The organism is Pseudomonas sp. Irchel 3F3 (assembly GCF_900187545.1).
GTDB lineage: Bacteria > Pseudomonadota > Gammaproteobacteria > Pseudomonadales > Pseudomonadaceae > Aquipseudomonas > Aquipseudomonas fortuita.
Window position 1 is genome coordinate 1 of record NZ_FYDS01000006.1, and the last position, 23097, is coordinate 23097.

The 23097-nt window shown below is 62.8% G+C and carries 16 protein-coding genes; 11 read left to right on the plus strand and 5 right to left on the minus strand.

Translation table 11 applies throughout. The annotated features are described in order from the left end of the window. Positions 1-200: 200 nt before the first annotated feature. The 3 genes from secB to CKW35_RS13705 are packed head-to-tail and all read right to left on the minus strand — an operon-like array spanning position 201 to position 1395. Positions 201-686 carry a protein-export chaperone SecB gene (gene secB / locus CKW35_RS13695; protein ID WP_016489596.1) on the minus strand — a complete coding sequence of 162 codons (486 nt, stop codon included), beginning with the start codon at positions 684-686 and terminating at the stop codon, positions 201-203. Between the two features lie 39 nt (positions 687-725). Beyond that, positions 726-980, minus strand: a complete 255-nt coding sequence (grxC, locus tag CKW35_RS13700) for a glutaredoxin 3 (RefSeq protein WP_016489597.1) — start codon at positions 978-980, stop codon at positions 726-728. 1 nt (position 981) lies between these two features. Beyond that, entirely contained in the window at positions 982-1395 is a 414-nt protein-coding gene (locus CKW35_RS13705; protein WP_095116147.1) for a rhodanese-like domain-containing protein, read from the minus strand. A gap of 206 nt (positions 1396-1601) precedes the next feature. On the opposite strand from CKW35_RS13705, the gene gpmI reads away from it, so the two are divergent. The 4 genes from gpmI to CKW35_RS13725 all read left to right on the plus strand — a co-directional run bounded on the left by gpmI (position 1602) and on the right by CKW35_RS13725 (position 6824). Further along, the gene (gene gpmI / locus CKW35_RS13710; protein WP_060516906.1) at positions 1602-3137 is read left to right on the plus strand and encodes a 2,3-bisphosphoglycerate-independent phosphoglycerate mutase; all 1536 of its coding nucleotides are present in this window, start codon (positions 1602-1604) and stop codon (positions 3135-3137) included. A gap of 208 nt (positions 3138-3345) precedes the next feature. Further along, a complete protein-coding gene (locus CKW35_RS13715; RefSeq protein ID WP_016489600.1) occupies positions 3346-4653 on the plus strand; it encodes a murein hydrolase activator EnvC in 1308 nt (435 codons plus the stop codon). Positions 4654-4731: 78 nt separating this feature from the next. Then, a complete protein-coding gene (locus CKW35_RS13720) occupies positions 4732-6048 on the plus strand; it encodes a S41 family peptidase (RefSeq protein WP_016489601.1) in 1317 nt (438 codons plus the stop codon). An 8-nt stretch (positions 6049-6056) separates the two neighbouring features. Then, complete coding sequence (locus CKW35_RS13725; protein ID WP_024717347.1) at positions 6057-6824, plus strand: divergent polysaccharide deacetylase family protein; 768 nt, start codon at positions 6057-6059, stop codon at positions 6822-6824. 173 nt (positions 6825-6997) lie between these two features. On the opposite strand, the gene CKW35_RS13730 is transcribed toward CKW35_RS13725, so the two are convergent. Next, positions 6998-8944 carry a BCCT family transporter gene (locus CKW35_RS13730; protein ID WP_224372596.1) on the minus strand — a complete coding sequence of 649 codons (1947 nt, stop codon included), beginning with the start codon at positions 8942-8944 and terminating at the stop codon, positions 6998-7000. 532 nt (positions 8945-9476) lie between these two features. Here CKW35_RS13730 and betI point away from each other — a divergent pair. From betI to betA, 3 genes are all read left to right on the plus strand, one after another. After that, positions 9477-10133, plus strand: coding sequence for a transcriptional regulator BetI (betI, locus tag CKW35_RS13735; RefSeq protein WP_016489604.1), 657 nt, complete (start codon positions 9477-9479; stop codon positions 10131-10133). Between the two features lie 39 nt (positions 10134-10172). Further along, positions 10173-11645: a betaine-aldehyde dehydrogenase gene (betB, locus tag CKW35_RS13740; protein ID WP_016489605.1), complete on the plus strand. Its 1473-nt coding sequence runs from the start codon at positions 10173-10175 to the stop codon at positions 11643-11645. A 77-nt stretch (positions 11646-11722) separates the two neighbouring features. Further along, on the plus strand, positions 11723-13420 hold the full coding sequence (betA, locus tag CKW35_RS13745; RefSeq protein ID WP_016489606.1) for a choline dehydrogenase: 1698 nt from the start codon (positions 11723-11725) through the stop codon (positions 13418-13420). Between the two features lie 45 nt (positions 13421-13465). Here the strand turns inward: betA and CKW35_RS13750 are convergent, their stop codons facing one another. Continuing rightward, entirely contained in the window at positions 13466-15616 is a 2151-nt protein-coding gene (locus tag CKW35_RS13750) for a dermonecrotic toxin domain-containing protein (RefSeq protein WP_095116149.1), read from the minus strand. A gap of 179 nt (positions 15617-15795) precedes the next feature. On the opposite strand from CKW35_RS13750, the gene CKW35_RS13755 reads away from it, so the two are divergent. The 4 genes from CKW35_RS13755 (at position 15796) to trxC (ending at position 22959) form a co-directional block, all read left to right on the plus strand. After that, positions 15796-17538 carry a potassium/proton antiporter gene (locus CKW35_RS13755; protein ID WP_016489608.1) on the plus strand — a complete coding sequence of 581 codons (1743 nt, stop codon included), beginning with the start codon at positions 15796-15798 and terminating at the stop codon, positions 17536-17538. A gap of 35 nt (positions 17539-17573) precedes the next feature. Continuing rightward, positions 17574-20882 carry a mechanosensitive channel MscK gene (mscK, locus tag CKW35_RS13760; RefSeq protein WP_016489609.1) on the plus strand — a complete coding sequence of 1103 codons (3309 nt, stop codon included), beginning with the start codon at positions 17574-17576 and terminating at the stop codon, positions 20880-20882. A 45-nt stretch (positions 20883-20927) separates the two neighbouring features. Beyond that, positions 20928-22388: a protein adenylyltransferase SelO gene (gene selO, locus CKW35_RS13765; RefSeq protein ID WP_095116151.1), complete on the plus strand. Its 1461-nt coding sequence runs from the start codon at positions 20928-20930 to the stop codon at positions 22386-22388. A 136-nt stretch (positions 22389-22524) separates the two neighbouring features. Then, positions 22525-22959: a thioredoxin TrxC gene (trxC, locus tag CKW35_RS13770; protein WP_016489611.1), complete on the plus strand. Its 435-nt coding sequence runs from the start codon at positions 22525-22527 to the stop codon at positions 22957-22959. Positions 22960-23097: the final 138 nt, after the last annotated feature.

Genomic DNA, 23097 nt, shown 5'->3' on the forward strand with positions numbered 1-23097 from the left:
CTCTCGCCAAAGTGGAACGGTGAATGGCAGCTTTTGCTCCCACACGTGCTCTGGGCACCTCGGGCTATCAGCTTGCCATTCACCGCTCTCACTTCAGATTCTATTCCTTCTCCAAGACACAAGCGGGCTTGCCCCGCGAAGAGGCCGGAACAGGCAACAAAAAAGCGCCCCGAGAGGCGCTTTCTTGATACCGGCAGTGATTACTGCACAGTCGGCACTTCGCCCGCTTCCTGCATGCGCTGCATTTCTTGCGCGTACAGTGCGTCGAAGTTGACCGGCGACAGCATCAGGGCCGGGAACGAACCGCGGGTCACCAGGCTGTCCAGGGTCTCACGGGCGTAAGGGAAGAGGATGTTCGGGCAGAACGCACCCAGGGTGTGGCTCATCGAAGCCGCATCCAGGTTGGCGATCAGGAAGATACCGGCCTGCTGCACTTCAGCAATGAAGGCCACTTCGTCACCGTTCTTGACGGTAACCGACAGGGTCAGCACCACTTCGTGGAAGTCACCTTCCAGAGCCTTCTGCTTGGTGTTCAGGTCCAGCGCAACGCTTGGCTCCCAGGTCTGACGGAAGATCTGCGGGCTTTTCGGGGCCTCGAACGACAGGTCGCGCACATAGATGCGCTGCAGGGAGAACTGAGGGCTGTTGTCTTCTGCAGCAGCGCCGTTGGTCTGTTGGTCAGTCATGGCAGGTCCTTATCCTAATGTTTTTGAATGCAGTGCAAATCAGGCCGCCAGCAGCGCGTCGAGCTTGCCAGCGCGCTCCAGGGCATAGAGGTCATCGCATCCACCGACGTGGGTGCTGCCGATCCAGATCTGCGGCACCGACGTACGGCCGGCCTTCTGGCTCATCTCGGCGCGAACCTGCGGCTTGCCGTCGACCTTGATTTCCTGGAAGGCCACGCCCTTGCTCTCGAGCAGGTACTTGGCGCGCATGCAGTAGGGGCAGTAGTCGCTGGAATAGACGATGACGGGCTTCATATCACTTCACCAGGGGCAGGTTATCGGCTTTCCAGCTGGAAACGCCACCGCTCAGTTTGGCAGCGGTGTAGCCAGCCTTGAGCAGTTCGCGGCAGTGGGTGCCGGACTGCTGGCCCATTGCGTCGACAACGATCAGGGTCTTCTCTTTGTGCTTTTCCAGCTCGCTCATGCGAGCGGACAGCTTGTCCTGCGGAATGTTGATGGCACCGACGATGTGGCCAGCGGCGTATTCCTTGGCAGTACGGATGTCGATGACCAGGCCCTTGTCGGCGTTGACCAGGGCGGTCAGTTGGCCATTGCTCAGGCTCTGGCCGCCGCGGCGGATTTCGTTGAGCAGCAGCAGGACCAGCAGAACAACGAAAATCGCAACCAGGATGTAGTGATCTGTCGCGAATTGAATCAGGTGAGCAACCATCAGCGGTGTTCCAGGCGATTGAAAATGCCGGCCAGTATACACAGCCCCCCAGTACCACCAAAGCCCGACGGGCGGGCTGCAAAGGTACCTTCATGTTGCCGCATTGGCCGCGCTGGTCAGGGAACAGGACGAATATTCGCCGCAGGTGGCGTATTTGCCCTAAAATGCGTGTCTTTATCATCTTTGAACAACCGTGAGTTTGATTGATGACGAGTACGCCCAAACCCCTGGTCCTGATCATCCTGGATGGCTTCGGCCACAGTGAAATCCCCGAACACAACGCCATCTTTGCCGCCAATACGCCGGTTTATGATCGCCTGCGCGCCACCCGGCCGCATGGGCTCATTTCCGGCTCGGGCATGGATGTCGGCCTGCCGGACGGGCAGATGGGCAACTCCGAAGTCGGTCACATGAACCTGGGGGCCGGCCGCGTCGTCTACCAGGACTTCACCCGCGTCACCAAAGCCATCCGCGATGGCGAGTTCTTCGAGAACCCGGTGCTCACCGGCGCTGTGGACAAGGCAACCAGTGCCGGCAAGGCCGTTCACATTCTCGGCCTGCTGTCTGATGGCGGCGTGCACAGCCACCAGGACCACCTGGTTGCCATGGCCGAACTGGCTGCGCAGCGCGGGGCAGAAAAGATCTACCTGCACGCCTTCCTCGATGGCCGCGACACCCCGCCACGCAGCGCCCAGTCGTCCATCGAACTGATCGACGCCACCTTCGCCAGGCTGGGCAAGGGCCGCATCGCCAGCCTGATCGGCCGCTACTTTGCCATGGACCGCGACAACCGCTGGGACCGTGTCAGCGCCGCCTACAACCTGATCGTCGACAGCACCGCCGAGTACACCGCCGACACCGCCCAGGCCGGCCTGGAAGCGGCCTATGCCCGTGACGAGAGCGACGAGTTCGTCAAGGCCACGCGCATTGGCGAGGCGGTCAAGGTTGAAGATGGCGACGCCGTGATCTTCATGAACTTCCGCGCCGACCGCGCCCGCGAGCTGTCGCGTGCGTTTGTGGAAACCGACTTCAGCGAGTTCCCACGCGCCCGCCTGCCAAAACTGGCGGCCTACATCGGCCTGACCCAGTATTCGGCCAAGATCCCGGCCCCGGCGGCTTTTGCACCCTCCAGCCTGAACAATGTGCTGGGCGAGTACCTGGCCAAGAACGGCAAGACCCAGCTGCGCATCGCCGAGACCGAGAAGTACGCCCACGTTACCTTCTTCTTCTCGGGCGGGCGTGAAGAGCCGTTTGAAGGTGAAGAACGCATTCTGATCCCGTCGCCGAAGGTCGCCACCTACGACCTGCAGCCGGAGATGAACGCGCCGCAAGTGACCGATCGCATTGTCGAAGCCATTGAGCAGCAGCGTTACGATGTGATCGTGGTCAACTACGCCAACGGTGACATGGTTGGCCACACAGGCGTGTTCGAGGCAGCGGTCAAGGCGGTCGAAGCGCTGGATACCTGTGTAGGGCGCATTGTCGAAGCACTGGAGAAGGTAGACGGCGAAGCGCTGATTACCGCCGACCATGGCAACGTCGAGCAGATGGAAGACGAATGCACCGGCCAGGCGCACACCGCGCACACCACCGAGCCGGTGCCGTTCATCTATGTGGGCAAGCGCAACGTCAAGGTACGCGAAGGCGGTGTGCTGGCCGATGTGGCACCGACCATGCTGAAGTTGCTGGGGCTGGAAAAGCCGGTGGAAATGACCGGGACGTCGATCCTGATCGACGCCTGATTGGCGCCATTCGCGGGACAAGCCCGCTCCCACAACGCACTGCGTGGGTACCTGTGGGAGCGGGCTTGCCCCGCGAATGGGCCGCAAAGCGGCCCCGATCGCACATGACTTCCAGACCAACGCCCCCCTGCACCCGCAGCGAGGCGTTTTTTTTGCCTGCCCGGGCGGGCATACTAGGCCGGTCTCCATCCTTGGTACGCCAAACCCCATGCTTCGCGCCCTGATCCTACTCGCCCTATCTTGCCTGCTCAGCCCGGCCTTTGCCGATGAGCGTGCCCAGACCCAGCAGCAACTGGACGCCACCCGCCAGGATATTGCCGAGCTCAAGAAGACGCTGGGCAAGCTCCAGGAAGAAAAGGCCGGTGTGCAAAAGGACCTCAAAGCCACCGAGACCGACATCGGCAACCTCGAAAAGCAGGTGGAGGCACTGCAGCAAGAACTAAAAAAGACCGAGGGCGATCTGGAGCGCCTTGATACCGAGAAAAAAAAACTCCAGAGCGCCCGCGTTGAACAACAACGACTGATTGCCATACAGGCCCGCTCGGCCTACCAGAACAACGGCCGCGAGGAATACCTCAAACTGCTGCTCAACCAGCAGAACCCCGAGAAGTTCGCCCGCACCCTGACGTACTACGACTACCTCAGCAAAGCGCGCCTGGAGCAATTGCGCACCTTCAACGAGACCTTGCGCCAACTGGCCAACGTCGAGCAGGAAATTGCCGGCCAGCAGCAACAGTTGCTGACCCAGCGCGCCGACCTCGACAGCCGCCGCCAGGCGCTGGAAGCCGAACGCGGCAAGCGCCAGCAGGTGCTGGCCAAGCTCAATGGCGACATGAAGGACCGCGATCAGAAGTTGCAAGCCCGCGAGCAGGACCAGGCCGACCTGTCCAAAGTCCTCAAGACCATCGAGGAAACCCTGGCCCGGCAGGCCCGCGAAGCTGAAGAGGCGCGCAAGAAAGCCTTGCTGGCCCAGCAGGAAGCGGAAAAACGCCGTCAGCAGGAGGCGCTGGCCGCCGCCGCTGCCCGCGAGCAGGCCCAGGAACCTGTGGAACCACCGAAAAAGGCTCGCACCACGCTCGGCCCGATGGTTTCCACCGACGGCGCAAGCTACGGCGGTGCATTTTCTTCGGCACGGGGAAAACTTCCATGGCCGGTGAACGGTCGATTGCTGGCACGCTTCGGTGATGCCCGCGGCAGCGACGCCCGTGCCAAGTGGGATGGGGTGATGATCAGTGCCAACCCGGGCACCCAGGTCCGTGCGGTGCACGGCGGGCGCGTGGTGTTCGCCGACTGGTTGCGCGGCGCGGGGCTTCTGGTCATTCTCGACCATGGCAATGGTTACCTGAGCCTGTACGGTCACAACCAGAGCCTGCTCAAAAACGCCGGTGATATCGTCAAGGCCGGTGAAGCCATTTCCACCGTTGGTGACAGCGGTGGCCAGGACGCGGCAGGCTTGTACTTCGCCATCCGCCAGCAGGGCCGGCCTACCGACCCTTCGCAATGGTGCCGGGGCTAGTCAAATTTATACGGCGTAGACTGAGAGCTGCGCCGATGCTCCCCAGGGAGCACTTACAGGATCAGGAGTTCGTTCGACATGCTGCACTCGCCTCGTCTCACCCAGCTGGCCCTGTCCATCGCCCTGGCGGTCGGCGCGCCCCTGGCCACCGCCGCAGAGCCGGCCAAGGCCGCCGCAGTGCCAGCCACCGAGGTAACCGCCAAGGCGCCGCTGCCGCTGGAAGAGCTGCGCACCTTCGCCGAGGTCATGGACCGCATCAAGGCTGCCTACGTCGAACCGGTGGATGACAAGACCCTGCTGGAAAACGCCATCAAGGGCATGCTCAGCAACCTCGACCCGCACTCCGCCTACCTCGGCCCGGAGGACTTCCAGGAGCTGCAGGAAAGCACCAGCGGCGAGTTCGGCGGGCTGGGCATCGAGGTTGGCCAGGAAGACGGCTTTATCAAGGTGGTGTCGCCAATCGACGACACCCCGGCTTCGCGTGCCGGCGTGCAGGCAGGCGACCTGATCGTCAAGATCAACGGCGCCCCGACCCGTGGCCAGACCATGACCGAAGCGGTCGACAAGATGCGCGGCAAGATCGGCGAGAAGATCACCCTGACCCTGGTGCGTGACGGCGGCAATCCGTTCGACGTGACACTGGCCCGCGCGGTTATCCAGGTCAAGAGCGTGAAGAGCCAGCTGCTGGAGAACGATTACGGCTACATCCGCATCACCCAGTTCCAGGTCAAGACCGGCGACGAAGTGGGCAAGGCGCTGGCCAAGCTGCGCAAAGACAACGGCAAGAAGTTGCGCGGGGTAGTGCTGGACCTGCGCAACAACCCGGGCGGCGTGTTGCAGTCGGCGGTGGAAGTGGCCGACCACTTCCTGACCAAGGGCCTGATCGTCTACACCAAGGGCCGCATCGCCAACTCCGAACTGCGTTTCTCTGCCGACCCGGCCGACGCCAGCGATGGCGTGCCACTGGTGGTGCTGATCAACGGCGGCAGTGCCTCGGCCTCGGAAATTGTCGCAGGCGCCCTGCAGGACCAGAAGCGCGCCGTACTGATGGGTACCGATAGCTTCGGCAAAGGCTCGGTGCAGACCGTGCTGCCGCTGGCCAACGACCGCGCCCTGAAGCTGACTACCGCGCTGTATTACACGCCGAATGGCCGCTCGATCCAGGCCCAGGGCATCGTCCCCGATATCGAAGTGCGCCCGGCCAAACTTACCGCCGAAGTCGATACCGACAATTTCAAGGAAGCCGACCTGCAGGGCCACCTGGGCAACGGCAACGGCGGCGCCGACCGCCCGACCGGCAGCAGCAAACGCAAGGAACGCCCGCAGGACGATGACTTCCAGCTGAGCCAGGCCCTGAGCCTGCTCAAGGGGCTGAACATCACTTCGGGCAAATGATCCACACGATGCGTTACCTGCTGTGTCTGCTGTTCTCCCTGATGGCCGGTGTCGCGCACGCGGCGCCGGTCAGCAAGGCCTACATGAGCATCATCATCGACGACCTGGGCCAAAGCACCGAGCGTGACAGCCGCACCCTCGCCCTTCCCGGCCCGGTGACCATGGCGATCATGCCCGATACCCCGCATGCCACTGACTTCGCCCGCCAGGCCCACAAGGCCGGCAAAACGGTGATCCTGCACATGCCCATGGACCCGGCCACCGGGCCCTATGCCTGGCACCCGGGCATAGCCATCGAAGCGCTGGCGCAGCGCCTGGATGCGGCCTTGGCGAAAGTGCCCTACGCCGCCGGCATCAACAACCACATGGGCAGCCGCATGACGGCACAGCGTGAACCCATGGCCTGGTTGATGGGTGAACTGCAGCAACGCCACCTGTTCTTCGTCGACAGCCGCACCAGCGCCGCCACCGTGGCCGCAGCCGAGGCCCAGCGCATCAGCCTGGCCCACGTTTCGCGGGATGTGTTCCTCGACGATGTGCGCACAACCGAGGCGATCACCGGGCAGTTGCAGCAAGGCATCGCCCTGGCGCGCAAGCAAGGGTCTGCGGTGCTGATCGGGCATCCTTACCCACAAACCCTCGACGTGCTGGAACGAGCACTGCCACAGCTCAAGGCCCAGGGCGTCGAACTGATCAGGCTCAGCCAGATGATTGCCGTGCGCAGCAACCAGGCGATGCCTGGGCATGGCAAGAATGGCCGCTACACCAATCGCTGAGAAGCTGGGGCTGCTTTGCAGCCCTTCGCGGGCACGCCCGCTCCCACAGGGATCGCGCCGGCTTCAGGCCCTGTGACAATCCTGTGGGAGCGGGCATGCCCGCGAAGGGCCGCAAAGCGACCCCAATAAAAAACCCCGCTCAGTGAGCGGGGTTTTGTTTGCATCAACAGCAATCAGCTGTACACACGCCCCAGCAGCTGGCGGTGGCTTTCGAACTGATCCAGCACATCACGCACGATCTGCTCGGGCGCAAAGCCCATCAGGTCATACTCCTGGCTGCCATCGTGCAGGTACACCTCGGCGCGATAGTAGCGCTGACGCACTTCCGGTTCACCCTCCACCGGCGCCTCGCTCGGCGCGGCCATGTAGCCGTCCAGGCTCACTTCGTAAACGAACGGGTTACCCTCGTCCATCATCACCCGCAGGCCCATCATGTTGCGCGACTGGCCAACGCGGGTTTCCACCTCAAAGCCCAGAGTCTGCAACTGCGCGGCCGCTTCTTTCAGCGCCGGGCTGACCTGCTTGTCCATGAAGCGCTGCACCACAGCCTGGGTGGGCTGCAGCTCCAGCTGGGTCAGGCGCTCGCTGAAGCCACGACGACCACGGGCAGCCAGTTCGGCGCGCTCCTGCTCGACCGCCACATCCTGCTTCATGGCCTTGTACAGGCCGAACATGAACAGCACCAGCACCACCGAGAACGGCAGGCCTGCCAGCACGACCATGGTTTGCATGGCTTCGAAGTTACCGGCAAACAGCAGGCCGATGGTGACCAGGGTAATGACAACCGACCAGAACACCACCATCCAGTGCGGGGCGTCTTCATCCACCTTGCCGCCTTTGCACGACAGGTTGGCCATCATCACCGCGCCGGAATCGGCCGGGGTGAGGAACAGTACAAAGCCGACAAATACCGCCACACCAATCACGATCTTCGCCGCCGGGAAGTATTCCAGCAGTTGGTAGATCGACATTGACGGCTGTTCCAGCGCGGTCTTGCCCAGCTCCACCGCCCCCTGGTTGATCACCAGGTCCAGTGCGGTGTTGCCGAAGATCGACAGCCAGGCCAAGGTGAAGCCCAGCGGGATCAACAGCACGCCGCTGACCAGTTGGCGCACGGTACGGCCCTTGGAGATACGGGCAATGAACATGCCGACGAACGGGCCCCAGGAAATCCACCAGGCCCAGTAGAACACGGTCCACAGGCCCAACCAGCGCTCGGACTTGCCGGCTTCGCCTTCGTACACGTAAAGGTCGAAGGTTTTCAGCACGATACCGTTCAGGTAGTCGCCAACGTTCTGCACAAAGCCGTTGAACAGGTGCAGCGTGTTGCCCGCCAGCAGCACGAACAGCAGCAGGCCGCTGAACAGCAGGATGTTCAGGTTGGACAAGCGGCGAATGCCGTTTTCCACGCCCGATACCGCCGCCACGGTTGCCACGCCGGCCATGACCAGGATCACCACCAGCAGGTTGGTCTGGCTGTGCTCCATGCCGAACAGGTATTCAAGGCCCGAGGACACCTGCATCGAGCCGATCCCCAGGTTGGTCACCAGGCCCAGCAGGGTGACGAACATGCCGAAGATGTCCACCGCGTTGCCGGCAGCGCCCTTGACCCAACGCTCGCCCACCAGCGGGTACAGCGCTGAGCGCAATGCCAGCGGCTGGTTGTGACGGTAGGCGAAGTAACCCACAGCCAGGCCGACCAAGGCGTAGATCGCCCAGCCATGCAGGCCCCAGTGCAGGAAGGTCAGCTGCAGGCCCTGGCGCGCAGCTTCGAGGCTGGCCGGGGTGCCTTCCGGTGGGTTGAAGTAATGGTCCAGCGGCTCGGAAGCGCCGAAGTACAGCAGCGAAATGCCAATACCGGAAGAGAACAGCATGCCGGCCCAGGCGCCGTAGCTGAAGTCAGGCTGGTCGTCCTTGCCGCCAAGCTTGAGCTTGCCGTAATCGGAGAAGGCCAGGTAGACGACGAACAGCAGGTAACCGCAGATCACCAGCATGTAGTACCAGCCAAAGGTGCGCGTCAGCCATTTCTGGGCCACGCCCAGCACCTGGCCAGCGGTATCGGGTACAGCGATCAGCAAGGCAGTCAGAACAAGGATCATCAGCGCGGAGGTGAAGAACACCACGCGGTTGACCCGTACCCTCTCGGCGGGGGGCTTGGTAAGTGAGGCAGAACTCATTGCACGAATGCTCCGGGCAGTACGGCTGTGGAGGCTAATCAGTCTTTCCCGAGCAATTGGTGGAATATCCCCACTGCGTCAGGTGTTATAAAAGCACCTTGGAAACCGTGATCCCGAATCGATACGTTGCAAAAAAACAGACTGGGGCTGCTGAAAAATGCCAAGCATCCGCAGGGGTGCGCGCATTCGTCACCGACTACCTCGCCCGCTCCAAGGGCCTGTCGCAGGGCCAGGGGCCGTGCGGCAGAATCTGTATTTCGCATCGCTCATGCCCGTCAACGCCTTGTATTCCGGGGGTTACACGATTTCCTAGGGTGTCAATCCGTGCCTTCTCGACCGCCCTGAAAGCTGTCAATGGCACAAATTGTCGCAGAGCTTATTCTTTATTGATTGAACGTTCAATCAAAACAAAATAGACTGGTCTTCGCCGAGTCAGCCGCCCGTCGCCTGCTCGCAGACCTGAGGAGATAGCAAGATGCCCAAGGTCGGTATGCAACCCATCCGCCGCCAGCAGTTGATCGAAGCCACATTGCAGGCGGTCGATCAGGTCGGTCTGGGGGACGCCAGCATTGCGCTGATTGCCCGCTTGGCCGGTGTGTCAAACGGCATCATCAGTCACTACTTTCGGGACAAGAACGGCCTGATCGCAGCGACGATGGGTTACATCATGAGCATGCTCAACGAAGGTGTCAGAGCACGCCGACAGGCCCTGGCGGATGACAGCCCGCGCGCTCATCTGAAAGTGATCATCGAAGGCAACTTCGATGCCAGCCAGGTGAACGGCCCGGCAATGAAAACCTGGTTGGCCTTCTGGGCTTCCAGCATGCACCAGCCCGATTTGCACAGGTTGCAGCGGATCAACGACCACCGCTTGTATTCCAACCTGTGCTGCCAGTTCCGCCGTGCCCTGCCGCTCTACCATGCGCGCAAGGCAGCCCGCGGCCTGGCAGCCCTGATCGACGGTTTGTGGCTGCGTGGCGCCCTGTCGGGTGATGCATTCGACACCGACCAGGCGATACGGATTGCTTACGAATACATGGATCTACAACTGGCTAAACAGCACACCCTGGGCACAAACGACCAGGCTGCCGAACCAGCACGCACGGCCCTTGCCAACCCGGCAGGAGCGTGACGCGCAAGCCAAACCACACACTGCACTTGCGAGGACACTATGGCCCGTTTCGGAACGCAAAAACTCTACATTGATGGCGCTTACGTCGACGCTGGCAGCGATGCCACCTTCGAAGCCATCAACCCGGCCACCGGCGAAGTCCTCGCCCACGTACAACGTGCCACCGAGGCCGATGTCGAGAAGGCCGTGGAAAGCGCCGAGCGTGGCCAGAAAGTCTGGGCTGCGATGACCGCCATGCAGCGTTCGCGCATCCTGCGCCGTGCCGTCGAAATTCTGCGCGAGCGCAACGATGAACTGGCCCAGCTGGAAACCCTGGACACCGGCAAGTCGTATTCCGAAACCCGCTACGTCGACATCGTCACCGGCGCCGACGTGCTGGAATACTACGCAGGCCTGGTACCGGCCATCGAAGGCGAGCAGATTCCGCTGCGTGAATCGTCCTTCGTCTACACCCGCCGCGAGCCGCTGGGCGTGACCGCAGGTATCGGCGCCTGGAACTACCCGATCCAGATCGCCTTGTGGAAATCCGCCCCGGCCCTGGCCGCCGGCAACGCGATGATCTTCAAGCCATCGGAAGTCACCTCGCTGACCACCCTGAAACTGGCCGAGATCTACACCGAAGCCGGCCTGCCGAATGGCGTGTTCAACGTGCTGACCGGCAGCGGCCGCGAAGTTGGCACCTGGTTGACCGAGCACCCGCGCATCGAAAAAGTCTCCTTCACCGGCGGCACCACCACCGGCAAGAAAGTCATGGCCAGCGCCTCAAGCTCCTCGCTGAAGGAAGTCACCATGGAGCTGGGCGGCAAGTCGCCACTGATCATCTGCGCCGACGCCGACCTGGACAAGGCCGCCGACATCGCCATGATGGCCAACTTCTACAGCTCGGGCCAGGTGTGCACCAACGGCACCCGCGTGTTCATCCCGGCTGAAATGAAGGCGGCGTTCGAAGCCAAGATCGCCGAGCGTGTTGCGCGCATCCGCGTTGGCAACCCGGAAGACGAAAACACCAACTTCGGCCCGCTGGTCAGCTTCGCTCACATGGAAAACGTGCTGGGCTACATTGCCAAGGGTAAAGAAGAAGGTGCCCGCGTACTGTGCGGCGGCGAGCGTCTGACCGAAGGTGACTTCGCCAAGGGCGCCTTCGTGGCCCCGACCGTGTTCACCGACTGCACCGACGACATGACCATCGTCAAGGAAGAAATCTTCGGCCCGGTCATGAGCATCCTGTCCTACGAGACCGAGGAAGAAGTGATCCGCCGTGCCAACGACACCGAGTACGGCCTGGCCGCCGGTGTGTGCACCAACGACATCACCCGCGCCCACCGCATCATCCACAAGCTGGAAGCCGGTATCTGCTGGATCAACGCCTGGGGTGAATCGCCGGCCGAAATGCCGGTCGGTGGCTACAAGCAGTCGGGCGTCGGCCGTGAGAACGGCGTCAGCTCGCTGGCTCAATACACTCGCATCAAGTCGGTCCAGGTCGAGCTGGGCGGCTACAACTCGGTTTTCTAAGCCCTGTCTAGCCACGCCCGTGCCGCTGTGCACGGGCGTTCCCGCTCCCTGATCACCGCCAACACGAGGGTACTTTCATGTCCCAAGAATTCGATTACATCATCGTCGGTGCCGGTTCGGCCGGTAACACCCTGGCCACCCGCCTGACCGAAGACGCCGGCGTCACCGTGCTGCTGCTCGAAGCCGGTGGCCCTGACTACCGCTTCGACTTCCGCACCCAGATGCCAGCCGCCCTGGCTTTCCCGCTGCAGGGCCGCCGCTACAACTGGGCCTACGAGACCGACCCGGAGCCGCACATGGACGGCCGCCGCATGGAGTGTGGCCGTGGCAAGGGCCTGGGTGGCTCGTCGCTGATCAACGGCATGTGCTACATCCGCGGCAACGCCATGGACTTCGACGGCTGGGCAGAACTGCCAGGCCTGGAAGACTGGACCTACCTGGATTGCCTGCCGTACTTCCGTAAAGCCGAAACCCGTGACATCGGCCCGAACGATTACCACGGTGGTGAAGGCCCGGTCAGCGTTGCCACGCCAAAGGCCGGCAACAACCCGCTGTTCCACGCCATGGTCGAGGCCGGCGTACAAGCCGGTTACCCGCGCACCGAAGACCTCAACGGCTACCAGCAGGAAGGCTTCGGCCCGATGGACCGTTCGGTCACTAAAAACGGCCGCCGCTCCAGCACCGCCCGTGGCTATCTGGACCAAGCCAAGAAGCGCCCGAACCTGACCATCGTCACCCACGCCCTGAGCGACCGCGTGCTGTTCGACGGCAAACGCGCCGTTGGCGTGACTTACCTGGTCGGCGACAGCGAAGAGCGTGTTGAAGCCCGTGCCCGCAAGGAGGTGATCGTAAGCTCCGGCGCCATCGCTTCTCCGCAGCTGCTGCAGCGCTCCGGCGTGGGCCCGCGCGCACTGCTGGAAAGCCTCGACATCCCGGTTGTGCACGACCTGCCGGGCGTTGGCGAAAACCTGCAGGACCACCTTGAGCTGTACCTGCAGTACGCCTGCACCCAGCCGGTGTCGCTGTACCCATCGCTGCTGTGGTGGAACCAGCCGGCCATCGGCGCCGAGTGGTTGTTCAACGGCACCGGTATCGGCGCCAGCAACCAGTTCGAGGCTGGCGGCTTCATCCGTACGCGCCCTGAATTCAAGTGGCCGAACATTCAGTACCACTTCCTGCCGGTGGCCATTAACTACAACGGCTCCAATGGCGTGAAGGAACACGGCTTCCAGGCGCACATGGGCTCCATGCGCTCGCCTGCCCGTGGCCGCATCCAGGCCAAGTCGAAAGACCCGCGCCAGCACCCGAGCATCCTGTTCAACTACATGTCCACCGAGCAGGACTGGCAGGAGTTCCGTGACGGCATCCGCCTGACCCGCGAAATCATGGCCCAGCCGGCACTGGACCCATACCGTGGCCGCGAGATCAGCCCGGGCGCCGACGTGCAAACAGACGAACAGCTGGACAAGTTCATCCGCGAGCACGCCGAAACCGCCTTCCACCCGTCGTGCTCGTGCAAGATGGGCACCGACGACATGGCAGTGGTTGACGGCGAAGGCCGTGTGCATGGCATGAAGGGCCTGCGCGTGGTCGATGCGTCGATCATGCCGCTGATCATCACCGGCAACCTCAACGCCACCACGATCATGATCGCCGAGAAGATCTCGGACAAGATCCGTGGTCGCAAGCCGCTGCCGCGCAGCACCGCCAAGTACTATGTGGCAGGGGATGCGCCGGTGAAAGGCAAGCCGATGCGTGAAGTGAAGCAGGGCTGACACCCTGATCAGGGGCCGCGCTGCGGCCCCTCTTACGCCTTCCAGTCAGGTGGGCAGCGCAAAGAAGGTGCGCATCAACGCGTCATCCTCTGTGCCCAACCGCTCAGCCAGTGCCTGGCGATCGAACAATACCCCCGTGCGCATCTCCCGCACTGTCACCCCGCTTGGCGCTTGCGCCAGTGCCTTCAGGCACACCTCCATGAAGCGATAATCGTGGCCCTGAACGGCTGTCATCTTTTCCACTTGCAGGTAGCGCCCTGGCAACATCAGCGACTCTGCCTCATCCGGTCGCCTTGAGAAAGGCCCGATAGGCGTGGCCTGCATGTCCTCGCCCGGTTCCAGCACGTACACCAACGCGTTGTCATCAAACGCCCCTCTGCCACTGACCTGGGTCTGCGGGTCGTTGAAAACCTCCCAGAGCGCATAACGGTTTTCCGTGAAAGACGTGAAGTCGGTGGTCACCAGCACGTCCCCCACCTCAATGGCGCCATCGCCGAACGCCGGTATACCGGAACCCCGCAAGCCCGACGCAGCACGGTACAGCCGTACCTGGTTGCTTACGCCTATCTCGCCAAGGGCACGGGCAAGGTCGTGACTGCGCTGGATATTCTCGGCGTGAGTACCCTCGAGGGGCAGCCCCCGCCACAGGTTGTTGTAGCGCTCTGGTGAGCTGGTGTACTCGGCAATGGCGGGCGAGCCAAAGCCGTGCTCATCGCGATAGACGGGAAAGGGCTCACTGAATGCATCCAGATACTCACCGCGGGCGCCCAAGGCATCCAGGTCAGCCCACGGCACCGCGCCCATCAGGGCTTCCTGGCGGGCCAGCGCCCCGTCCGACACAGCCAGCAATTCGTCTGCCGCCGGCGCCATGTAAAGCCCCCAATCGACCTTGGCAACCGCGGTTTGCGCCTGGCCAACAATGCGCGGGGGTACGCGGCTATCGCTGAACAGCTCACCGGCACGCATCATTGCTGCATCAAGCAGGATGAAAAGGATATCCGTCAGTACTGCCCACCATGCTGCCGTGCGCCAGGCCCGTTTGCCATTGAGCGCCCGGTCCAGGTGCAGCGCCAGGCTCACGGTGCCAAGCCCCAGCGAGGTCAATAAGACTGGCCAGCCAAACGGCGCCATCGGTGCAATGACCAGACTGGCAGCTTGTAAGCCCGCCAACCAGTTGGCCTTGCGCAGTTGTGCGTTGGTGGTCAGCCGCTCGTGGGCATCGCTGGTCAGATCATCCATGACCGCTTCGCGCAGGTGGACGAACAGGTCCCCTGCAATCGCCTGCCCGGCAATCGTGATATCGCCCCGTGACTGGGCAAGCCACTTGAGGTATGTGCTTATGCGCAGGCGTAGCGGCTGTGCCAGTACTCCATCCCCGACGAACAGCCTGACCAGGCGCTCCCGCCCCTCAGGCGTGTCGGCCTGATCAGCAAGCCATGCTGTAAGTACGTGGCGATTGTCGAATACCTGCACAACAGCCTGCGCATCGGCAAGATAGAGGCACAACTTGCCAGTCTTCAGCTTATGCTGGAACAGCAGCCTGGCGCTGATACCGCCGATGGCAAGCGTGCTCCAACCCCGCTGGGCATTCACTGGCCGGGTCTGTCGCAGACCTTGCACACTGATCGGCAGTGCGGGTACCGCAAACGTCGCCACCATCAGCTCCCGCCGCTCTGGCTCGCTGAGCGTCGATTGGCCCACGGCGGCAAGGAAACGGGCGCGGGCCAGCACGCAATAATCTTCGCCATGCAGCGACCGGAACCTGCTCAGAGCCTCGGTATAGCGCCCCGCAAAATCCAGTTGCCAGAACGCCTTCAGCACGTGCTGTGGGTCAAGCCGCACTTCGTTGCGCTCGTCATAGTCAATGTGGCTGGCGTCCACCCGGTAGAAGCCACCGTAAACGCTTAATTCATCTGCACTGTCCTGCTGCTGTGGGCTGAAGCGCTGGATCACCAGCTCGGTCAGGCTCAGGGAGCGCCAAGGCGGCCCGCTGTGGCACCAGCCGGTGTAGCTGCGCGAGCTCGTTGCTGCGGCGTGGAATTCGTGCCAATAGAGCCTGTCCGGATCCACCCAGTACCCTAGTTGCTGGTGCAGCACATGGCCGGCCGCTTGACGCGCCATCCTGTGCAAATCAGGGAAATGCCCCAGCATGCGTTGGGCCAGCTGGGCGAGTGACAAGGTTTCTTGATCGTTCATGGATCTTGGCTACCTGGGACAAGGCGTTCCACTACACAGGCAAGCCGCAGTAACGATGCGGTATCGCTTTACAGCCCGCATCGGCCTCAGGTTAGAATCGATTGGCACGCGACCTGCTAGCTTTTGCTGAACAACGCGCTACCACGTCCCTTCCCGCCGCTGTCTCGGAGTACCTGCCTTTGGATGCAAGCACCATCAACAGCCTGTTCTTGATCGGCGCATTGCTGGTGGGTGCAAGTATTCTGGTCAGCTCGCTGTCTTCGCGCCTGGGCATCCCCATTCTGGTCATCATCCTCGCCGTCGGCATGGTCGCCGGTGTCGATGGTGGCGGCATCATCTTCAACAACTACCCGACCGCCTACCTGGTGGGCAACCTGGCACTGGCCGTGATCCTGCTCGACGGTGGCTTGCGCACGCGGGTGGCAAGCTTTCGCGTAGCGCTGTGGCCGGCGCTGTCGCTGGCCACGGTCGGGGTAATGATCACCACCGCCCTCACCGGCCTGGTCGCCGCCTGGCTGTTCAACCTGAGCCTGATCCAGGGCCTGCTGATCGGCGCCATCGTGGGCTCTACCGATGCGGCTGCGGTGTTCTCGCTGCTGGGCGGCAAAGGCCTGAACGAACGGGTTACCGCCACCCTGGAGATCGAGTCGGGCAGCAACGACCCAATGGCCGTGTTCCTCACGGTCACCCTGATCGACATGATCGCCAGCGGCCAGACCGGCCTGCACTGGAGCCTGCTGGGCCACCTGTTGCGCGAATTCGGCATCGGCGGGCTGCTGGGCCTGGGTGGCGGCTGGCTGATGCTGCAACTGGTAAACCGCATCAACCTGGCCGGTGGCCTGTACCCGATCCTGGTAGTAGCCGGCGGCCTGGTGGTGTTCTCGCTGACCAACGCCCTGCACGGTAGCGGCTTCCTCGCCGTATACCTGTGCGGCCTGGTGCTGGGCAACAAGCCTATCCGCAGCCGCCATGGCATCCTGCACATGCTCGACGGCATGGCATGGCTGGCCCAGATCGGCATGTTCCTGGTGCTGGGCCTGCTGGTCACACCTCACGACCTGCTGCCCATCGCCTTGCCGGCGCTAGGCCTGGCATTGTGGATGATCCTGGTGGCGCGGCCGCTGTCGGTGGTCGCGGCACTGCTGCCGTTCAAGGCCTTCCATGGCCGCGAAAAAGGCTTTATCTCCTGGGTAGGCCTGCGCGGCGCGGTGCCGATCATTCTGGCGGTGTTCCCGCTGATGGCCGGCCTGCCAGACGCTCAGCTGTTCTTCAACCTGGCGTTCTTCATCGTGCTGGTATCACTGCTGGTGCAAGGCACCAGCCTGCCGTGGGTGGCCAAACTGCTAAAAGTGACCGTGCCGCCAGACCCGGCGCCAATCTCCCGCTCTGCCCTGGAAGTGCACATCACCAGCGAGTGGGAAATGTTCGTCTACCGCCTGGGCGCCGAAAAATGGTGCATCGGGGCCGCCCTGCGCGAGCTGAAAATGCCCGAAGGCACGCGGATTGCCGCGCTGTTCCGGGGCGAACAACTGCTGCACCCCTCAGGCAGTACCGTGCTGCAAGTTGACGACATGCTCTGCGTGATCGGTCATGAGCACAACCTGCCTGCCCTGGGCAAGTTGTTCAGCCAAGCGCCACAACGCGGCCTGGACCTGCGTTTCTTTGGCGACTTCGTGCTCGAAGGCGATGCCGAACTGGGAGCCGTTGCAGCGCTTTACGGCCTGAAACTCGATGGCCTGGACGCGAAAATGCCGTTGGCGCAGTTCATCCGACAGAAGGTCGGAGGCGCTCCAGTAGTAGGTGACCAGGTCGATTGGCATGGCACGATCTGGACCGTGGCGACCATGGACGGGAACAAGATTCAGAAAGTAGGCGTCAGATTCCCCGAAGGAACGCGACCCGGACCAGGATTGTTCCTCTAAACTTCGTTTCTGCCGGATCCACAAGTAGTCTGCCTATGTCCCTGCGCGCGTACCTTCGCACAGCCCTGCTCGGGCTGTGCCTGTCCCTTTCCTTTGCCGCCACCGCGGCAGAAGCCCCGACCACCGCCAGCATCCAGAATAGCCTCGACAAGATCGCCGAGCGCAAACTGCCCGAGGCTGACCAGAAGGCCCTGCAGCAAGTGCTCGAGCAAACGCTGAGCCTGCTTGCCAGCAAGGAAGACAACGAAAAGAAGCTCGCCGCGCTCAAGCAGCAGTTGACCAGTGCGCCCAAGGAAACCAGTGACAGCCAGAAGGAGCTCGCCAGGCTCAAGCAAAGCAAGGCGCAGCCCGTCGCTCAACGGTACGCCGCACTCACCGTGCCGCAGCTCGAGCAAATGCTCAGCGAACGCAACACCCAGCAGGGCGAGCTGCAGAAGGCGCTGTCCGAAGCCAACAGCCTGATCATCAATTCGCAAACCCGCCCGGAACGCGCCCAGGCCGAAATCAGCAACAGCCAGGCCCGCGCCCAGCAGATCAACACCATCCTTAAAACCGGCAAGGACGGCGGCAAATCGATCAACGCCGACCAGCGCAACCAGCTCAACGCCGAACTTGCCTCGCTCAACGCGCTGACCCTGTTGCGCCGCCAGGAACTGGCCGGCAACACCCTGCTGCAAGATCTCGGCAATGCTCGTCATGATTTGCTGATCGAGCGCGCCGCGCGCCTGGAGCAGGAAATCCAGGACCTGCAGACCCTGATCAACGAAAAGCGCCTGGCCCAGTCCCAGGAAGCGGTTACCCAACAGTCGATCGAGGCCCAGAAGGCCGGTGGCAGCAGCCTGCTGGCGACCGAAAGCGCGATCAACCTCAAGCTCTCCGACTACCTGCTGAAAAGCACCGACCGCCTCAACGAGCTGACCCAGCAGAACCTGCGCACCAAGCAGCAGCTGGACAGCCTGACCCAGGCCGACCAGGCGCTGGACGAGCAGATCAACGTGCTCAAGGGCAGCTTGCTGCTGTCAAAGATCCTCTACAAGCAGAAGCAGACCCTGCCGCACCTGAAAGTCGACCGCGACCTGGCCGACCAGATCGCCGACACCCGGCTGTACCAGTTCGAGGTCAACCAGCAACGCGAGCAGATGAGCAACCCGGTCACCTACGTCGACAAGCTGCTGGCCGCCCAACCGCAGGAAGACGTGACTCCCCAGCTGCGCAAGGCGTTGCTGGAAGTGGCGATCACCCGCAGTGACCTGCTGGAGCGGCTGAACCGCGAACTGTCGGCGCTGCTCAACGAATCGATCACCCTGCAGCTCAACCAGAAGCAGCTGCTGGGCACCGCACAGAACCTGCGCACCACCCTGGACGAGCAGATGTTCTGGATCCCCAGCAACAAGCCGCTGGACTGGGACTGGCTGAGCTATGTACCCGAGCGCCTGGCCGACCAGGTCGCCAACCTGCCGTGGGGCTCGGGCCTGAAAGAGCTGGCCGACGGCCTGAGCCAGCGTCCGCTGCTGTTCTTGCCACTGTTGCTGGTCATCGGCGCGCTGTTGTGGCGGCGCAAGTACCTGTACCAACGGCTAGGCAAGGTGCACCAGGACATCGGCCACTTCCGCCGTGACAGCCAATGGCACACGCCCCAGGCGATCCTTATCAACATCCTCTTGGCGATGCCGGTCAGCCTTGGCCTGGCGCTGTGCAGCTACGCCTTGCAGATCGACGCCCGCGGGCAAAACGCCAACCTGGGCGCCGCACTCTGGCAGCTGGCCCAGGCCTGGCTGGTGTTCTACACCGCCTACCGCATCCTCGCCCCCGGTGGCGTGGCAGAAATCCACTTCCGCTGGCACAAACCGCAGGTCGAGTTCCTGCGTGGCTGGGTGCGGCGCCTGGGCACCGTGGTGCTGGCACTGGTCGGTGTGGTGGCGGTGGCCGAACACCAGCCTTCGGCGTTGGCCGACGACGTGCTGGGTATCGGCGTGGTGCTGACCTGCTACGCACTGATGGCCTGGCTGCTCAGCCGCCTGCTGCTCAGCAGCCCCGCGCACCGCAATACCTCTCTGTTCCGCAAGGCCGTGGGCGTCGCGTTCACCGCCCTGCCCATCGCCCTGTTCGTCGCTGTGTGCTTCGGCTACTACTACACCGCGCTTAAACTCACCGACCGGCTGATCTACACCCTGTACCTGCTAATGTTCTGGCTGGTGATCGAAGCGGCATTCGTGCGCGGCCTGTCAGTGGCGGCACGGCGCCTGGCTTACCAACGCGCGCTCAGCAAACGGGCTGCGGCCAAGGAAGGGCTGGATGGCGAAGTCATTACCGAAGAGCCGACGCTGGACATCGAGCAGGTCAACCAGCAATCGCTGCGCCTGATCCGCCTGGCCCTGCTCGGCGGCTTCATCGCCGGCCTGTACTGGGTGTGGGCAGACCTGATCTCAGTGTTCGCCTACCTCAACAACTTCGTCCTGTACGAATACACCAGCGGCACCGGCACGGCCGCCAGTATGGTGCCGATCAGCCTCGGCGACCTGCTGGGTGCGCTGGTGATCGTCGGCATCACCTTCGCCCTGGCGGGCAACTTGCCAGGCCTGCTCGAGGTGCTGGTGCTTTCACGCCTGAACCTGGCCCAAGGCAGTGCCTATGCCACCACCACCTTGCTGTCGTACACCATTGTCGGCATCGGTATCGTCAGCACCCTGTCGACCCTGGGGGTGAGCTGGGACAAGCTGCAATGGCTGGTGGCCGCGTTGTCGGTGGGCTTGGGCTTCGGCATGCAGGAAATTTTCGCCAACTTCATTTCCGGCATCATGATTCTGTTCGAGCGCCCGGTACGGATCGGCGACACCATCACCATCGGCAACCTGTCGGGCACGGTGAGCAAGATACGCATCCGCGCCACCACCATCACCGATTTCGACCGCAAGGACATCATCGTCCCCAACAAGACCTTCATCACCGGCCAGCTGATCAACTGGTCGCTGACCGACACGGTCACCCGAGTGACGCTGAAGCTGGGCATCGACTACGGCTCCGACCTGGACCTGGTACGCGACCTGCTGCTCAAGGGCGCACACGAAAACCCGCGCGTGCTCAAGGACCCGGAGCCGATCGTGTACTTCCTCAACTTCGGTGAAAGCTCGCTGGACCATGAGTTGCGCATGCACGTGCGCGACCTGGGCGACCGCAACCCGACGCTGGACGAGATCAACCGCTACATCAACCGCGAGTTCAAGGCCCACAACATCAAGATCTCGGTACGCCAGGTGGAGGTGTTCCTGATGGACCAGAAGGGCGGCAAGCAGCAGTTGATTCCGCTGGAGCAACCTAAACCGGATGGCACTGCACCGGCCTGAGTGGGCTCGAATGCTTTATTCTGTGCTGAATCTCAGGAGCAGCCCGTGAAAGCCCTCGACCAACTCACCTTCGACAACCGCTTCGCCCGCCTGGGCGATGCGTTCTCCACCCAGGTGCTGCCCGAGCCCATTGCAGACCCGCGCCTGGTGGTAGCCAGCGAGTCGGCCATGGCCTTGCTCGAGCTCGACCCCGCGCAAGCCGACCTGCCAGTGTTCGCCGAGCTGTTCAGCGGCCATAAGTTGTGGGAAGAAGCCGACCCACGGGCGATGGTCTATTCAGGCCATCAGTTCGGCTCGTACAACCCCCGCCTGGGCGATGGCCGCGGCCTGCTGCTGGCCGAAGTCCTCAACGACAAAGGCGAGCACTGGGACCTGCACCTCAAGGGCGCCGGCCAGACCCCGTATTCACGCATGGGCGACGGCCGCGCCGTGCTGCGCTCGTCGATCCGCGAATTCCTTGCTTCCGAAGCCCTGCACGCCCTCGGCATCCCCAGCAGCCGGGCGCTGTGCGTGATCGGCTCCAGCACCGTGGTGTGGCGCGAAACCCGTGAAAGCGCCGCCATGCTCACCCGCCTGGCGCAGAGCCATGTCCGTTTCGGCCATTTCGAGTATTTCTACTACACCAAGCAGCCCGAACAGCAGCGTGTGCTGATCGACCATGTGCTGGAGCAGCACTACCCCGAATGCCGTGACGCCGAACAACCGTACCTGGCCATGTTCCGTACCATCGTCGAGCGCAACGCCGAACTGATCGCCCGCTGGCAGGCCTATGGCTTCTGCCACGGGGTGATGAACACCGACAACATGTCGATCCTGGGCATCACCTTCGACTTCGGCCCGTACGCCTTCCTCGACGACTTCGACGCCAACTTCATCTGCAACCACTCCGACGACCGTGGCCGCTACAGCTACGCCAACCAGGTGCCCATCGCCCACTGGAACCTCAGCGCGCTGGCTCAGGCCCTGACCACTGTCATCGAGGTTGAGCCACTGAAGGAAGCACTGGGGCTGTTCCTGCCGCTGTACCAGGCGCATTACCTGGACCTGATGCGCCGGCGCCTGGGCCTGACCACTGCCGAAGACGACGATATGGCACTGGTCGAGCGCCTGCTGCAGTGCATGCAGCGTGGTGGCGTGGACTACAGCCTGTTCTTCCGCAAGCTGGGTGAACAGCCTGCGGCACAGGCGCTGAAGGTGGTGCGCGACGACTTTATCGACCTGGCCGGCTTCGATGCCTGGGGTGCAGACTACCTGGCCCGCTGTGAACGCGAACCCGGCAATACCGAAGGCCGCCGTGAACGGATGCATGCGGTGAACCCGCTGTATGTGCTGCGCAACTACCTGGCGCAAAAGGCCATCGAAGCGGCTGAGGCAGGGGATTACAGTGAAGTACGGCAATTGCACCAGGTACTAACCCGCCCCTTCGAGGAACAGCCCGGGATGCAGGCCTACGCCCAGCGGCCGCCGGAATGGGGCAAGCACCTGGAAATCAGCTGCTCTTCCTGATTGATAATTGCTCTACCGGCCCTGTCGCCGGCAAGCCAGCTCCCACAGGTAACGTGCCAGACCTGAGGCAAGCGGTCCCCCTGTGGGAGCTGGCTTGCCGGCGATAGGGCCCGAACAAACAACACAAGGAATTGATATGTCCGACCCACTGGTAATCCCCTGTCCCCACTGCAACGGCCTCAACCGCCTGCCCGCCGAGCGCCTGGGCGACGCGCCGAAATGCGGCCGCTGCAAACAGGAGGTGCTGTTGAGCACCCCCTTCGAGCTCACCGAAGCCAGCTACGCCAGCCAGATCAAAGGCGACCTGCCGCTGCTGGTCGACATCTGGGCCGACTGGTGCGGCCCCTGCAAATCCTTCGCTCCCACCTTCGAACAAGCCGCCCGCCAACTGGCCGGCCGCTGCCGCCTGGCCAAGCTCGACAGCGAAGCCAACCGCAACCTGGCCGGGCAACTGGGCATCCGCTCGATCCCCAGCCTGCTGCTGTTCAAGAACGGCCGCGAAGTCAGCCGCCAGGCCGGAGCATTTCCACTCCAGTCGTTGCTGGAGTGGGTGCGTAGCCAAGGGGTTTAGGTGTGTTTTCTAGTGCATGCCGTTAGCAGGATGGCGCCTGTGAGATCGAGCGCCGCCCGCGCGGCGCTTCGCGGGACAAGCCCGCTCCCACATTTGTTTCTGGCCAATTACTCCTGTGCCATAGGCGCGCGCACCCTT

Excerpts from the sequence above, each read along its gene's own strand:
- secB (WP_016489596.1), bottom strand. The coding sequence starts at position 686 with ATGACTGACCAACAGACCAACGGCGCTGCTGCAGAAGACAACAGCCCT.
- grxC (WP_016489597.1), bottom strand. The coding sequence starts at position 980 with ATGAAGCCCGTCATCGTCTATTCCAGCGACTACTGCCCCTACTGCATG.
- CKW35_RS13705 (WP_095116147.1), bottom strand. The coding sequence starts at position 1,395 with ATGGTTGCTCACCTGATTCAATTCGCGACAGATCACTACATCCTGGTT.
- gpmI (WP_060516906.1), top strand. The coding sequence starts at position 1,602 with ATGACGAGTACGCCCAAACCCCTGGTCCTGATCATCCTGGATGGCTTC.
- CKW35_RS13715 (WP_016489600.1), top strand. The coding sequence starts at position 3,346 with ATGCTTCGCGCCCTGATCCTACTCGCCCTATCTTGCCTGCTCAGCCCG.
- CKW35_RS13720 (WP_016489601.1), top strand. The coding sequence starts at position 4,732 with ATGCTGCACTCGCCTCGTCTCACCCAGCTGGCCCTGTCCATCGCCCTG.
- CKW35_RS13725 (WP_024717347.1), top strand. The coding sequence starts at position 6,057 with ATGCGTTACCTGCTGTGTCTGCTGTTCTCCCTGATGGCCGGTGTCGCG.
- betI (WP_016489604.1), top strand. The coding sequence starts at position 9,477 with ATGCCCAAGGTCGGTATGCAACCCATCCGCCGCCAGCAGTTGATCGAA.
- betB (WP_016489605.1), top strand. The coding sequence starts at position 10,173 with ATGGCCCGTTTCGGAACGCAAAAACTCTACATTGATGGCGCTTACGTC.
- betA (WP_016489606.1), top strand. The coding sequence starts at position 11,723 with ATGTCCCAAGAATTCGATTACATCATCGTCGGTGCCGGTTCGGCCGGT.
- CKW35_RS13750 (WP_095116149.1), bottom strand. The coding sequence starts at position 15,616 with ATGAACGATCAAGAAACCTTGTCACTCGCCCAGCTGGCCCAACGCATG.
- mscK (WP_016489609.1), top strand. The coding sequence starts at position 17,574 with ATGTCCCTGCGCGCGTACCTTCGCACAGCCCTGCTCGGGCTGTGCCTG.
- trxC (WP_016489611.1), top strand. The coding sequence starts at position 22,525 with ATGTCCGACCCACTGGTAATCCCCTGTCCCCACTGCAACGGCCTCAAC.